Source organism: Nocardia farcinica (assembly GCF_029867845.1).
Taxonomy (GTDB): domain Bacteria; phylum Actinomycetota; class Actinomycetes; order Mycobacteriales; family Mycobacteriaceae; genus Nocardia; species Nocardia farcinica_A.
This window is the reverse complement of record NZ_JARWRU010000236.1, coordinates 1-13,954: the sequence shown is the minus strand read 5'-3', so window position 1 is coordinate 13,954 and position 13,954 is coordinate 1. Positions and strand designations below refer to the sequence as shown.

Genomic DNA, 13,954 nt, shown 5'->3' with positions numbered 1-13,954 from the left:
CGCGCCGCCCGCGGGCGCGCCGGGCCACGGCGGGTGGACGCAGCCGCAGCCACCCACCCAGGGCTTCCAGCCGTGGGGCGAGCAGGCCGAGGAGGGCGCGGGCAGCGAGGGTTCCGGGTCCGAGGCCCCCGGCCGGCCAGGACAGGGCGGGCCGGGATCGGACGACGACCGCCACGACTGGGACGGGCCGAACGGCCGCAACCGTCCCGCCGACTAGGCTCGACCCTCGCCGGGCGAAGGATCGCCGGCGCGGATTTGGAGGTGTCCTCGATTGTCGGCCAACCATGACACAGCGCTCGATGCCGTGACCGGTGTGGACTTCGACGCCGCGAACGGCGCGTTCGATCCTGAGCTGCGCGCCGAGGCGACCGGTCGCGTGTTCGACCAGTCGCGCGCCGAAGCGGCGATCCGCGAGCTGCTGATCGCCGTCGGCGAGGACCCGGACCGCCCGGGTCTGGTCGACACCCCGGCGCGCGTCGCCCGCGCCTACCGGGAGATGTTCGCCGGGCTCTACACCGAGCCCGACCGGGTGCTCGACACCACCTTCGACGAGGGGCACCAGGAGCTGGTGCTGGTCCGCGACATCCCCATGTACTCGACCTGCGAGCACCACCTGGTGTCCTTCCACGGCGTCGCGCACGTCGGCTACATCCCCGGCCCGGCCGGACGGGTCACCGGCCTGTCCAAGCTGGCCAGGGTGGTCGACCTCTACGCCAAGCGCCCGCAGGTGCAGGAGCGGCTGACCAGCCAGATCGCCGACGCCGTCATGCGCAAGCTGGAACCGCGCGGCGCGATCGTCGTGGTCGAGGCCGAGCATCTGTGCATGGCGATGCGCGGCATCCGCAAGCCGGGCGCGAGCACCACCACCTCGGCGGTGCGCGGGCTGTTGCAGACCAACGCCGCCTCGCGGGCCGAGGCGCTCGATCTCATCCTGCGCAAGTGAGCTCCGTCCCGATCTGCGCGCGCGGGGGCCGCAGCTGCGTGGTGATGGGCGTGGTCAACGTGACCGGCGACTCCTTCTCCGACGGCGGGCGGTATCTGGACCCGGATCGGGCCATCGCGCACGGCATCGAGCTCTACGAGGCGGGCGCCGACATCATCGACGTCGGCGGCGAGTCCACCCGGCCCGGCGCCGACCGCGTCGACCCGGAGACCGAGGCGGCCAGGGTCACCCCGGTGATCAGCGGCCTGGTCGCCGCGGGCGTGCCGACCAGCGTGGACACCATGCGGGCCACGGTCGCCGAGGCCGCGTTGGCGGCCGGTGTCGCGGTGGTCAACGACGTCTCCGGCGGCCGCGCCGATCCCGCCATGGTGAAGGTGGTCGCCGAGGCGGGCGTGCCGTGGATTCTCATGCACTGGCGGGCGGCGGCCGACTACCGGCACACCGGCCCCGCAGAGCACTACGACGACGTGGTCGCCGAGGTGCGCGCCGAACTCGACACCCAGGTCGAACTCGCCGTCCGCGCCGGCGTCGATCCCGGCAGGCTGATCCTCGACCCCGGCCTCGGCTTCGCCAAGAACGCCGAGCACAACTGGGCGCTGCTGGCCGCGCTGCCGCGGTTCGTCGCCGCCGGGCTGCCGGTGCTGATCGGGGCCTCGCGCAAGCGCTTCCTCGGCACCCTGCTCGCCGACGACAGCGGCCCACGCCCGCCGGACGGCCGCGAGGTGGCCACCGCGACGGTGTCCGCGCTGGCCGCCGAGCACGGCGCCTGGGGCGTGCGGGTCCACGACGTGCGCTCCTCGTTGGACGCCATCGCCGTGGTAGACGCCTGGCGGGGCGCCCGCGCCCCGCGGGCCCCCCCCCCCCCGCCCCCCCCCGGGGGGCGCCCCAGACCCCCCCCCCCCCCCCCCCCGCCCCGCCCCCCCCCGGCCCGCCCACGCCGGACAGCCCGGAGGTGCCCTCCGATGACCGACCCGACCCCCCGGGCCGCCGAGCCGCGCCAGGCCGGACTCGACCGCATCGAACTGCGCGGGCTGCGCGTGTTCGGCAGGCACGGAGTGTTCGAGCACGAGCGCCGCGACGGCCAGGAGTTCGTGATCGACCTGACCGTCTGGGTCGATTTCACCGTGGCCGCCGCCTCCGACGACCTCGCCGCCACCGTCGACTACGGCGCGCTGGCCGAGCGGGCGGTGCGCATCGTGGCCGGCCCGCCGCGCAACCTGATCGAGACGGTGGTCTCCGAGATCGCCGACGACGTCATGACCGATCCGCGCATCCAGCGCGCGGAGGTGGTGGTGCACAAGCCGTCCGCGCCCATCCCGCACACCTTCTCCGACGTCCGGGTGGTCACCACCCGCACCAGGCAGGAGGCCGGGTGAGCCGCGCGGTGCTGTCCATCGGCTCCAACCTCGGCGATCGCCTGGCGCATCTGCGCGGCGTGGTCGAGGAGTTCGCCGACTGCCTGGTCGCGGTCTCCCCGGTGTACGCCACCGCGCCATGGGGCGGGGTGGAGCAGGACGACTTCCTCAACGCGGTGCTGGTGGTCGACGACGACGCCCGCGAGCCCGGTGACTGGCTGGCCGCCGGGCAGCGCCTCGAGCAGGCCGCGCACCGGGTGCGCGAGATCCGCTGGGGCGCGCGCACGCTCGATGTCGACGTGGTGTGGTGCGCGCGCGGCGGCGAGCCGGTGGTCAGTGACGACCCGGTGCTCACGCTGCCGCATCCGCGCGCCCACGAACGCGCCTTCGTCCTCGTGCCCTGGCTGGCCGTGGAACCGGACGCCACGCTCGCGGTGGCGGGCGAGCCGCGTCCGGTACGTGAGTGGCTGGCCGACCTGGACGCTGGGGAGCGGGCGGGCGTGCGGCGCACCGAGCTGACGCTGAGTCGCACCGAGCTGACGCTGAGTACCGACGCGCACGCGGGGGAGGGGAGCCGGGAGTGCAATTGAAGCCGACCAAGGCGTGGGACCTGCTGGCCACGGTCGTGATCGCGGCGCTGCTGGCCTGGGGCGCCACCAGGTTCGCCTACGGCAGCCTGCCGCCGATCTCGGTGTTAGCGGGCGCGTCGCTGTATCCGGTGGCGGTGATCGAGGTGGCGCTCGGTTTCGTCATCCGGGCCAGGGTGCGCGACGAGGAGGTCGGCACCGGGCGCAAGCTGCATCCGATCACCGCCGCCCGCGCGGTCGCGCTGGCCAAGGCCTCGGTGCAGGTGGGCGCGATCGTGGCCGGCATCTGGCTCGGTTTCCTGTTCTGGGTGTTCCCGCAGCGTGGCGAGCTGACCGCGGCCGCGGCGGACGCGCCGGGCGCGGTGGTGGGCTTCTTCGCCGGGGTCGCGCTGGTGGCCGCGGCGCTGTGGCTCGAGTACTGCTGCCGGGCGCCGGACGATCCGACCGACGACGCGGCAACCACCTAGCATTCCTTCCGGCCGGTATCACCACGGTTCGTCGTGGGCGTGGAAGACGGCGCAGGCTACCCTGGCGGGCATGGTTGGACCGTCCCGGAGCAGCGCTTCCCGTATCGGACGGGATCAGGCCGGGCGCTATCTGATGGGCGCGCTCGTCTTCTCCGGTCTGATCGCCAGCGTGTTCCTGATCTTCAGCGAGAATCTGCAGTGGATTCGCGTCGGCATGGTCGCCGCGCTGTGGGCAGCGGCGATCGGCGCGATGGTCGCCACCAAGTACCGCAAGGACGCCGCCGTAGACCAGGCCAAGGTGCGTGACCTGCAGAAGGTCTACGAACTCCAGCTCGACCGCGAGATCTCCGCGCGCCGGGAATACGAGATGGGCGTCGAGGCAAGGGTGCGTGCCGAGGTCGGCGCCGACGCCGCGGAGCTGGCCGCCCTGCGCGCCGAGCTCGCGGTGCTGCGCCAGAGCCTGGAACGCCTCTTCGACGGCGACCTGCCGGTGGACCGGCCCGCCCTGCGCGCCGAGGCCGTCCGGGTGCGGGAGCTGACCGATGGCGGGGCCGGTTCCGAGGCCGACGCCAACGGTAGCTCCGCGGATGCCCGCGCCGGGTCCGCGACCCCGGTCTTCGACCCCGCGCATCCGCATCCGCCCGCCTTTGCCGGCCCCGACGACGAGCCGGTCACCGCCGAGACCGCCATCGTCCCCGCCGACTACGAGCCCGCCGCCGACATCGGGCTCGGCTCCGGCAGCTGGCCGCACGCCTTCCACGCCGTCGGCGATGCGGGCGCCTGGGCCGACGTCTTCGCCGAAGCCGACACCCCGGCGGAACCGGAGACCGGCACCGCACGGCCCGGCACCGCAGAGGCGGATATCGGCCGGAGTGCCGCCGCGACACCCGCGGCCTCGTCGCAGGTGTCCGCCTCCGGGCCCGGCGTGCCGCTCGGCGCCGCCTCCGGCCGTCGCCACCGCGAGGACGCGGGCGAGTCCGCGGGCGAGCGCAAACTCACCGTCGCCGAGATCATGGCGAATCTGGCCGCCGAGCGGCAGCGGAGCAGCTGAGCGCGGCACCGGCTCCGGCCGGTGAGCGATAAATCACGCGCCGACCCCGTAGCTGTGGCAAACGGCGGGCGGATATCCTCGTCACGAAACGTCCGGTACCCGCACGGCGGGACTGGAACGACATCGAGAGGACAACGTTGACCTCGGAACCGACTTCCGACAGCGCTGCACCGATTTCCGACAGCGCCGCGTCGGGATTCGATCCCGCGCCCGCACGCCTGACGGTGGGAATCGTCTCGGCGGGACGCGTCGGATCGGCTCTCGGCAATGCCCTGGAGCGGGCGGGCCACGTGGTGTTCGGCGTGGCGGCCATCTCCGACGCGTCCAAGCATCGTGCGCGCACCCGCCTGCCCGACTCGCAGATCCTGCCGGTCGAGCAGGTGGCGGCCCGCTCGGAACTGCTGCTGCTGGCCGTGCCCGACGCCGAACTGCCCGGCCTGGTCCGCGGCCTGGCCACCGCGGGCGTGGTCCGGCCCGGCACCCTGGTGGCACACACCTCGGGCGCGAACGGCGTCGCCGTCCTGGAACCGCTGACCGCCCTCGGCGCCCGTCCGATGGCCATCCACCCGGCGATGACCTTCACCGGTCACGACGAGGACCTCAGCCGCCTGGCCAACACCTGTTTCGGCGTCACCGCCGCCGACGACATCGGCTACGCCGTCGCCCAGTCGCTGGTGATCGAGATGGGCGGCGAACCGGTCCGGGTGGCCGAGGAGAACCGCACGCTCTACCACGCCGCGTTGGCGCACGGCAGCAACCACCTGGTGACCCTGGTGCTCGACGCCGTGCAGGCTCTGCGTCAGTCGCTGGCCGGTCCCGGCCTGCTCGGCCAGCAACTCGTCGACGACCAGCCGAACGGCTTGGCCGAACGCCTGCTCGCCCCGCTGGCCTCGGCCGCGCTGGACAACGCGCTTCGCCGCGGCCAGTCCGCCCTGACCGGCCCGGTGGCCAGGGGCGACGCGGGCGCGGTGGCCGCCCACCTGGGCGCGCTGGAGGCCGCCGACAGCGAGATCGCACGGGCCTATCGCGCGCTCTCGCTGCGCACGGCCCGCCGGGCCGCCGCCGACCCCACCCTGATCGACCTGCTGGAAGGACGCCGATGATGAACACCGCACTGCGTGGCGCCTATCGCCCCGGCGAGCTGACCGTGCACCACGACCCGGGGGTGCTCGGCTCGGTGGCCAAGGCGCTGCGCGGCGTCGGGCGCACCGTCGCGCTCGTGCCGACCATGGGCGCCCTGCACGAGGGGCACCTCCAGATCGTCCGCCAGGCCAAGCGGACCAACCAGGTCGTCATCGTCTCGATCTTCGTCAACCCGCTGCAGTTCGGCCCCGGCGAGGATCTGGACAAGTACCCGCGCACCCTCGACGCCGACGTCGAGCTGCTGCGCGGTGAGGGCGTGGAGCTGGTGTTCGCGCCGAGCCCGTCGGAGATGTACCCCGACGGCCCGCGCACCACCGTCCAGCCCGGCCCGCTCGGCGCCGAGCTCGAGGGCCGCACCCGCCCCGGTCACTTCGCGGGGATGCTCACGGTGGTCGCCAAGCTGCTCCAGATCGCCCGCCCCACGCAGGCGTTCTTCGGTGAGAAGGACTACCAGCAGCTCACCCTGATCCGGCAGATGGTGCGCGACCTGAATTTCGACGTGGAGATCGTCGCCGTGCCGACCGTGCGCGAGTCCGACGGCCTCGCGTTGTCCTCGCGCAACCGCTACCTCGACCCGGCCCAGCGCGAGACCGCCCTCACCCTCTCGGCCGCGCTGTCCGCGGGCGCGCACGCGGGCGGTCTCGGCGCCGATGGCGTCCTCAACGCCGCCCGTTCCGTGCTCGACGCCGCCGAGGGCATCGAGCTGGACTACCTGGAACTGCGTTCGGCCACCCTCGGCCCCGCCCCGGCCTCGGGCAATGCCCGTCTGCTGGTCGCGGCCAAGGTCGGGACCACGCGCCTGATCGACAACGTCCCCGTCACCCTCGGCGCCACCATCGACGGCCATCCCGACCACGAGGCCAGGCCGAAACCGGCGCCCGCCGACCCCGCTCTCGTTCCTCCCGCGCGCTAGAAAGGCGACGACGATGTTGCGCACCATGATGAAGTCCAAGATCCACCGGGCCACCGTGACCCATGCCGACCTGCACTACGTAGGTTCGGTGACGGTGGACCAGGATCTGCTCGACGCCGCCGATCTGCTCGAGGGCGAGCAGGTCTGCATCGTCGACATCGACAACGGCGCCCGGCTGGAAACCTACGTGATCGCCGGTGAGCGCGGCTCCGGCGTGATCGGCATCAACGGCGCCGCCGCCCACCTGGTACACCCCGGTGACCTGGTGATCCTCATCGCCTACGGGATGATGAACGAGCAGGAGATCGCCGAGTACGCGCCCAAGGTGGTCTTCGTCGACGAGCGCAACCGCCCGGTCGAGCTGGGCGCCGACCCCGCGCACGCGCCGGAGGGCTCGGGCCTGACCTCGCCCCGCTCGCTGACCTTCGCCTGACACCAGACCCTTCCCCCGACCGGGGAAGCTCCCACCGGGGGACCCATGCTGCTGACCATCGACGTCCGCAACACCAGCATCGAGCTGGGGCTGTTCACGGGCACCGGCGGCCACGCCCGCCTGCACCGGCACTGGCGCATGCACACCAACCCGTTGCTGACCGCCGACGAGTTCGCCATGCAGCTGCGCGGGCTCATCGGCGCGCAGCTCGACGAGGTGGTCGGCGTCGCCGCGCTGTCCACGGTGCCGCCGGTGCTGCACGAGCTGCGCGCCATGCTGGAGCGCTACTGGTCGCACGTGCCGCATGTGGTGGTGGAGCCGGGCGTGCGTACCGGCATCCCGCTGCTGGTGGACAACCCCAAGGAGATCGGCGCCGACCGCATCGTCAACGCGCTGGCCGCCTATCAGCAGTTCGGCGGGGCCGCGATCGTGGTCGACTTCGGCACCGCGACCACCGTGGATCTGGTGTCCGGCAAAGGCGAGTTCCTCGGCGGGGTGATCGCTCCCGGCGTGGTCATCTCCGGTGAGGCGCTGATCGAGAAGGCGGGCTTGCGCCGGGTCGAGCTGGCGCGTCCGCGGTCGGTGCTGGGCAAGAACACCGTCGAGGCCATGCAGTCCGGCGCCGTGTTCGGCTTCGCGGGCCTGGTGGACGGGCTGATCGACCGCATCCGCGACGAGTTCGACACCTTCGCGGGCAGTGACGTGACCGTGGTGGCCACCGGCATCAGCGCGCCGTTGATCGTGCCGGAGTCCGAGACCATCGACAAGCACGAACCGCACCTCACGCTCACCGGTCTGCTGCGCGTCTACGAGCGGAACCTACAGCGGCGCAAGGGATGAGCGTGGCCGTGCCGCCATCGCTGTCGCCGTCCCTTCTCCCCGTGGCCTCTTTCCCTGTGGCCTCTTTCCCCGTGGCCCCTTTCCCCGTCGCCCCCGCGCCGCGGCGCCCGGCCGTACCTGCGGCGCGGATCACCCGGCCCGCCGCTGTCGCCCCCGCGCGCGGCGCTGCTACACTCGCTGGCGTGTTCCACCGTGCGCGCACTCAGGAGTGTTGTCGAGGCTGATCCGGCCTCGACCGTTCGAGGCTGACCATTTCGAGTCCCTCGACCGTTCACACCTCCTGGAGCAGCGCTCATGCGTACCTCTGTTCTCTTCTCGGCCGATTCCGCACAGGTCGATCCCTCGCAGGTCACCACCTCCTCGGCTGTTTCCGAGGCCGTCTCCGACGCCTCGGCTCCGGCGGCCTCGCCCCTGCGCCGCACCGGTTCCCCGCTGGTCGCCGCACGTCGCCGGGTCGCCACGCGACTGTCCGACGACCCCCGTCTCGAGCGCCCCGTCGCGCCCGCGCTGCCGACCCGGCTGCGTCCGGCGGACCTGCTGCGCATCACCGACGAGGGCGCCGAGGACGTGCTCGACGGCCGCTACGACCATCTGCTGCCCGAGGGCGGCATTCCCACCGTCGAGCGCTGGTCCACCCGGATCCACCACGACGACGAGGTGGATGTCTGGCTGATCAGCTGGACCCCGTCGAAGACCACCGATCTGCACGATCACGCGGGCTCGCTCGGCGCGCTCACCGTGCTCAGCGGGGCGCTGTCGGAATTGCGATGGAATGGAACGGAATTACGCGCGCGGACACTCTCGGCCGGTGATCAGGCCTCTTTCCCGATCGGCTGGGTGCACGAGGTCATGCGCGCGCCCTCGGCGATCGAACCGGTCACCGCCGAACCGACCCTGAGCGTGCACGCGTATTCGCCGCCGCTGACCGCCATGTCCTATTACGAGGTCACCGGTCACGGCACGTTGCGCCGCACCCGCACCGTTCTCACCGATGAGCCCGAAGGTGATATCCGATGAGCCGCCTGACCATCGATCAGATGCTCGAGCACGCCCGCGCCTCCCTCACCCGTCTCTACGCCTGGCAGCTACCGGAGGCCCTTTCCCGCGGCGCGCTGCTGGTCGACATCCGCCCGCAGGCCCAGCGCGATCGCGAGGGCACCCTGCCCGGCGCCCTCGTCATCGAACGCAACGTCCTGGAATGGCGGCTGGACCCCACCAGTTCCGCCCGGCTGGCGCTGGCCACCGATCACGATGTGGAATGGGTCGTCGTGTGCTCGGAGGGATACACCTCCAGCCTGGCCGCCGCCTCGCTGCAACAACTCGGTCTGCACCGCGCGACCGATCTGGTCGGCGGATATCAGGCGCTGAAAGCCGCGGGCCTGCTCACCGTTGCCGCGCGCACCCCGCATTTCGCGCGTGAGGTCGCCTCGCTGGCCTCGCTCTGAATTCCTCCGCCGCTTTTCGCCGGCGAATCTCCCGCGAACTGTGTCGCCGCTCGCATGCCGCCGCGCGTGCGGGCGGCGAACCCTTTCCTGCCTGTTCGCGAGGGGTCGGGCGCTCGCGAACGCATTCGGCGGCCACGCTAGGGTTACCCGATGTGAGCACCCCGAATGCGCCCTCAGGCAAGAAGAACGCCGCCCAGCCCGTCGTCGACGTGCCCGAGCAGATGCGGATTCGCCGGGACAAGCGCGAGCGGCTGCTTTCCGAAGGCGTGGAGGCCTATCCGGTGCTCGTGCCGCGCACGCACACCCTGGCCGAGATCAGAGCCGCCCATCCCGATCTGCCCGCCGATACCCAGACCGGGCAAATCGTGGGCGTCGCGGGCCGGGTCATCTTCGTGCGCAATACCGGCAAGCTGTGCTTCGCCACCCTGCAGGAGGGCGACGGCACCAAATTGCAGGCGATGATCAGCCTGAACGGCGTGGGCGCCGACGCGCTGGCCGCCTGGAAGGCCGATGTCGATCTCGGTGACTTCGTGTTCGTGCACGGCGAGGTGATCGCCTCGCGCACCGGCGAATTGAGCGTCATGGCCGATTCCTGGTCCATGGCGGCCAAGTCGCTGCGCCCGCTGCCGGTCGCGCACAAGGAGATGAGCGAGGAATCGCGGGTCCGCCAGCGTTATGTGGACCTGATCGTGCGTCCCGAGGCCAGGAAGATGGCGCGGACGCGTGTGGCGGTGGTGCGGGCGCTGCGCAACGCGCTGGAGCGCCGCGGGTTCCTCGAGGTCGAGACGCCCATGCTGCAGACCCTGCACGGCGGTGCGGCGGCGCGGCCGTTCGTGACCCATTCCAATGCCCTGGACATGGACCTCTACCTGCGCATCGCGCCGGAGTTGTTCCTCAAGCGCTGTGTGGTCGGCGGCCTGGAGAAGGTCTTCGAGATCAACCGCAACTTCCGCAACGAGGGGGCTGATTCGACCCATTCGCCGGAGTTCGCGATGCTGGAAACCTACGAGGCCTACGGCACCTACGACGACTCGGCGCGGATGATCCGGGAATTGATCCAGGAAGTCGCCCAGGAGGCCCTCGGCACACTGGTGGTAACCCTCCCGGACGGCAGCGAATACGACCTCGGCGGCGAGTGGGCGACCGTGGAGATGTATCCCTCGCTGTCGGAGGCGCTGGGCCGTCCGGTCACCCCGGAGACCTCCGTGGCGGAATTGCGCGCCATCGCCGACCATGTGGGACTGGAAATTCCGGCGGACAAGGGCTACGGCCACGGCAAACTCGTCGAAGAACTCTGGGAACACCAGTACGGCGACAAACTGTATGCGCCGACTTTCGTCCGCGACTTCCCGGTGGAGACCTCGCCGCTCACTCGGCAACATCGCAGCAAGCCTGGCGTGACCGAGAAGTGGGATCTGTACGTGCGCGGCTTCGAGCTGGCCACCGGTTATTCCGAACTGGTCGATCCGGTGATCCAGCGCGAACGGTTCGTCGACCAGGCCAGGCTGGCCGCTCAGGGCGACGACGAGGCAATGGTCCTGGACGAGGACTTCCTCGCCGCCATGGAGTACGGCATGCCGCCCACCACCGGAACGGGTATGGGAATCGACCGCCTGTTGATGGCGCTCACCGGATTCGGAATCCGGGAAACGATACTGTTCCCAATTGTTCGCCCGGCCGCGCGCTGAGTGGCAGTAGAACGGTGGCAGTAGAACGGCCGCAGTAGTTCACCGGTTCAGTTCCGGTCCCGTCTTGGAATTTTTTGAGTTCAAGGTATTCTTATCACGGGTAATCGGCCTAGTCGCGGGTCGCACGATTTCGAGAGGACGTTCAGCTCATGGCAAAGAAGGTCACCGTTAGCCTGATCGACGATGTCGACGGTGAGTCCATCGCAGACGAGACCATCGAGTTTGCGATCGACGGCGTGTCGTACGAGATCGATCTGTCGTCGGAAAATGCCGCGAAGCTGCGTGACGGGCTGGAGGAGTGGGTTTCCAATGCGCGCCGGGTGAGCGGCCGGCGTCGCTCGAAGGCGGCCTCCAACGGCGCCGCGGCGCCCAAGAGCCGTGTTTCGATCGACCGCGAACAAAGCGCCGCAATTCGCGAGTGGGCGCGTCGGAATGGCCACAAGGTGTCCGCGCGGGGCCGTATCTCCGCCGACATCACCGAGGCCTACAACAAGGCGGCGAAGGGGTAGTTCTTTTTCCCACCGCCGCCCGGGTGAATCGTGCGACACCCGGGCGGCTGTGTGTTCGGGGGAGTGCGGCACCGGGTCCGTGGTGTTCGCCGGGCTCGGCTCCGTGGCCGGCCGCGGCGGAGCACGTGATGCGCCCGCGTGGACAGACCCGCGTGGACAGGCCCGCGCGGACAGACCAGCGTGACAGACCAGCGACACGGCCGGGGTCGCGCCGTCGTCCGGGAAGCCCGCGATGGGGTGGGCCGCGCGGGCGATATGTGCGATCGTTCCACTGGTGGTTCGTCGGCGTGCAGGGCGCGGCGATGTGGGAAAGATGAGGTGGCGGAGCGGTGACAGCATTCGTCGGTTCGTTGTTGCGCTATGTCGACGACAACGGTCGGCAGCAGGAGTTCGAGCTCAGCCCCGAGCGCCAGCGCATCACCATCGGCCGGTCCCCGCAGGCCGATGTGTCGCTGAGCTGGGACGCCGAGGTTTCCCGGCTGCACGCCGCGGTCGAGTACCTCGGCGCGCACTGGACCATCGTCGACGACGGTCTGTCCCGCAACGGCACCTTCGTCAACGGGGAGCGGCTGGTCGGCAGGCACCGCCTGCAGCCGGGCGACCGCATCAGGGTCGGCACCTCGCTGGTCTCCTTCCACGAGTTCGGCACCCCGGCCGAGGACATCACCCGGGTGGCCACCGGCAGCATCCCCACCCTGCGCTCGCTCACCGAGACCCAGCGGGCCGTGCTCATCGCCCTGTGCAGGCCCTACAAGAACGGGGCGGGCTTCGCGACCCCCGCCTCCAACCAGCAGATCGCCGACGAGCTGTTCCTCAGCGTCGACGCCATCAAGACCCACCTGCGCGCGCTGTTCGCCAAGTTCGGGGTGGAGAATCTGCCGCAGAACCAGAAGCGGGTGCGCCTGGCCGCGCTGGCCATGCAGAGCGGGATCATCTCCGACCGGGATCTCTGAGCGGGAGCTCTCCCTTGCTCCGGCCTGGACCTTCGACCGGGGGCTGCGACCCGGCGGGGCCGTAGGCTGTCGAGGCAGGGAGCCGGTCGGGTGAACCTGTCCGGGAAAGTGTCCTCGCGGCGGGTGTAGCGGTGTTCGCTCTGGGCAAAACCCACCCGGAAACGATTCGCCGATCCCCCGCGTTGTGAGTGAATGACCATGTGGCCGCCGGTTCCCAATAGGGTGGACCGCAGGCGGCCGGAACCCCCGCCAACTAGAGTGGAGGCAGGGGCCGCAACCCCCGGGCTTCATGGCAGGCTGACGACACGAAGGCCGCAGCGCACCGAGTGTCGGATGCCACTGAAGGTCTGAGCAGGAGAGTGAGGGAGCGATGTTCGAGAGGTTCACCGACCGCGCGAGGCGCGTCGTTGTCCTGGCCCAGGAAGAGGCCAGGATGCTCAACCACAACTACATCGGCACCGAGCACATCCTGCTTGGCCTGATCCATGAGGGTGAAGGTGTCGCGGCCAAGTCGCTGGAGTCGCTCGGCATCTCGCTGGAGGGCGTGCGCAGCCAGGTCGAGGAGATCATCGGCCAGGGCCAGCAGGCTCCGTCCGGTCACATCCCCTTCACCCCGCGTGCCAAGAAGGTGCTCGAGCTGAGCCTGCGTGAGGCGCTGCAGCTCGGCCACAACTACATCGGCACCGAACACATCCTGCTCGGCCTCATCCGTGAGGGCGAGGGTGTCGCGGCCCAGGTGCTGGTGAAGCTCGGCGCCGACCTCAACCGGGTCCGCCAGCAGGTCATCCAGCTGCTGTCCGGGTACCAGGGCAAGGAGCCGGTCGAGTCCGGCACCCGCGGTGAGACGGGCACCCCGTCCACCTCGCTGGTGCTCGACCAGTTCGGCCGCAACCTCACCCAGGCCGCCCTGGAGGGCAAGCTCGACCCGGTCATCGGCCGCGCCAAGGAGATCGAGCGGGTCATGCAGGTGCTGTCCCGCCGCACCAAGAACAACCCGGTGCTGATCGGCGAGCCCGGTGTCGGCAAGACCGCCGTGGTCGAGGGCCTGGCCCAGGCCATCGTCAACGGCGAGGTTCCCGAGACCCTCAAGGACAAGCAGCTCTACACCCTCGACCTGGGTTCGCTGGTCGCGGGCAGCCGCTACCGTGGCGACTTCGAAGAGCGCCTGAAGAAGGTCCTCAAGGAGATCAACACCCGCGGCGACATCATCCTGTTCATCGACGAGCTGCACACGCTGGTCGGTGCGGGCGCGGCCGAGGGCGCCATCGACGCGGCCTCGATCCTCAAGCCGAAGCTGGCCCGCGGTGAGCTGCAGACCATCGGCGCCACCACCCTCGACGAGTACCGCAAGTACATCGAGAAGGACGCCGCCCTGGAGCGCCGCTTCCAGCCGGTCCAGGTGGGCGAGCCGACCGTCGAGCACACCATCAACATCCTCAAGGGGCTGCGCGACCGCTACGAGGCGCACCACCGGGTGTCCATCACCGACGGCGCGCTGGTCGCCGCCGCCACGCTGGCCGACCGGTACATCAACGACCGGTTCCTGCCGGACAAGGCGATCGACCTCATCGACGAGGCGGGCGCGCGCATGCGCATCCGCCGGATGACCGCGCCGCCGGACCTGCGC

The 13,954-nt window shown here is 70.8% G+C and carries 15 protein-coding genes and 2 pseudogenes; all 17 read left to right on the top strand.

The annotated features are described in order from the left end of the window. Positions 1-217 (top strand): annotated as a pseudogene (locus QH283_RS04920) (hypothetical protein); the annotation flags it as partial. Positions 218-271: 54 nt separating this feature from the next. Further along, positions 272-943 (top strand): GTP cyclohydrolase I FolE, encoded by a 672-nt coding sequence (gene folE, locus QH283_RS04915; RefSeq protein ID WP_414689621.1) that lies wholly within the window; start codon positions 272-274, stop codon positions 941-943. A 44-nt stretch (positions 944-987) separates the two neighbouring features. Further along, positions 988-1,794, top strand: a pseudogene (folP, locus tag QH283_RS04910) (dihydropteroate synthase); the annotation flags it as partial. Between the two features lie 111 nt (positions 1,795-1,905). Beyond that, positions 1,906-2,319 (top strand): dihydroneopterin aldolase, encoded by a 414-nt coding sequence (gene folB / locus QH283_RS04905; RefSeq protein ID WP_280501821.1) that lies wholly within the window; start codon positions 1,906-1,908, stop codon positions 2,317-2,319. After that, positions 2,316-2,888: a 2-amino-4-hydroxy-6-hydroxymethyldihydropteridine diphosphokinase gene (folK, locus tag QH283_RS04900; RefSeq protein WP_280501816.1), complete on the top strand. Its 573-nt coding sequence runs from the start codon at positions 2,316-2,318 to the stop codon at positions 2,886-2,888. The genes folB and folK overlap by 4 nt, the downstream gene beginning before the upstream one ends. Further along, complete coding sequence (locus tag QH283_RS04895; protein ID WP_280501820.1) at positions 2,885-3,352, top strand: DUF3180 domain-containing protein; 468 nt, start codon at positions 2,885-2,887, stop codon at positions 3,350-3,352. The genes folK and QH283_RS04895 overlap by 4 nt, the downstream gene beginning before the upstream one ends. A gap of 70 nt (positions 3,353-3,422) precedes the next feature. Further along, the gene (locus QH283_RS04890; RefSeq protein ID WP_280501815.1) at positions 3,423-4,403 is read left to right on the top strand and encodes a DUF6779 domain-containing protein; all 981 of its coding nucleotides are present in this window, start codon (positions 3,423-3,425) and stop codon (positions 4,401-4,403) included. 173 nt (positions 4,404-4,576) lie between these two features. Beyond that, positions 4,577-5,506 (top strand): Rossmann-like and DUF2520 domain-containing protein, encoded by a 930-nt coding sequence (locus tag QH283_RS04885; protein ID WP_280501819.1) that lies wholly within the window; start codon positions 4,577-4,579, stop codon positions 5,504-5,506. After that, a complete protein-coding gene (gene panC / locus QH283_RS04880; protein WP_280501814.1) occupies positions 5,503-6,459 on the top strand; it encodes a pantoate--beta-alanine ligase in 957 nt (318 codons plus the stop codon). The genes QH283_RS04885 and panC overlap by 4 nt, the downstream gene beginning before the upstream one ends. A gap of 13 nt (positions 6,460-6,472) precedes the next feature. Continuing rightward, entirely contained in the window at positions 6,473-6,892 is a 420-nt protein-coding gene (gene panD / locus QH283_RS04875) for an aspartate 1-decarboxylase (protein ID WP_280501813.1), read from the top strand. Between the two features lie 45 nt (positions 6,893-6,937). Continuing rightward, a complete protein-coding gene (locus QH283_RS04870) occupies positions 6,938-7,732 on the top strand; it encodes a type III pantothenate kinase (RefSeq protein WP_280501812.1) in 795 nt (264 codons plus the stop codon). A 294-nt stretch (positions 7,733-8,026) separates the two neighbouring features. Continuing rightward, positions 8,027-8,749, top strand: coding sequence for a cysteine dioxygenase (locus QH283_RS04865; RefSeq protein WP_280501811.1), 723 nt, complete (start codon positions 8,027-8,029; stop codon positions 8,747-8,749). A 5-nt stretch (positions 8,750-8,754) separates the two neighbouring features. Further along, on the top strand, positions 8,755-9,177 hold the full coding sequence (locus QH283_RS04860; protein WP_280501818.1) for a rhodanese-like domain-containing protein: 423 nt from the start codon (positions 8,755-8,757) through the stop codon (positions 9,175-9,177). Positions 9,178-9,398: 221 nt separating this feature from the next. Further along, complete coding sequence (gene lysS, locus QH283_RS04855) at positions 9,399-10,865, top strand: lysine--tRNA ligase (protein WP_280501817.1); 1,467 nt, start codon at positions 9,399-9,401, stop codon at positions 10,863-10,865. A 149-nt stretch (positions 10,866-11,014) separates the two neighbouring features. Continuing rightward, positions 11,015-11,374 carry a histone-like nucleoid-structuring protein Lsr2 gene (locus QH283_RS04850; RefSeq protein WP_280501810.1) on the top strand — a complete coding sequence of 120 codons (360 nt, stop codon included), beginning with the start codon at positions 11,015-11,017 and terminating at the stop codon, positions 11,372-11,374. A 329-nt stretch (positions 11,375-11,703) separates the two neighbouring features. After that, entirely contained in the window at positions 11,704-12,327 is a 624-nt protein-coding gene (locus QH283_RS04845) for an FHA domain-containing protein (protein ID WP_280501809.1), read from the top strand. 370 nt (positions 12,328-12,697) lie between these two features. Then, on the top strand, positions 12,698-13,954 hold a 1,257-nt coding region (locus tag QH283_RS04840), incomplete at its 3' end, for a Clp protease N-terminal domain-containing protein (protein ID WP_280501808.1).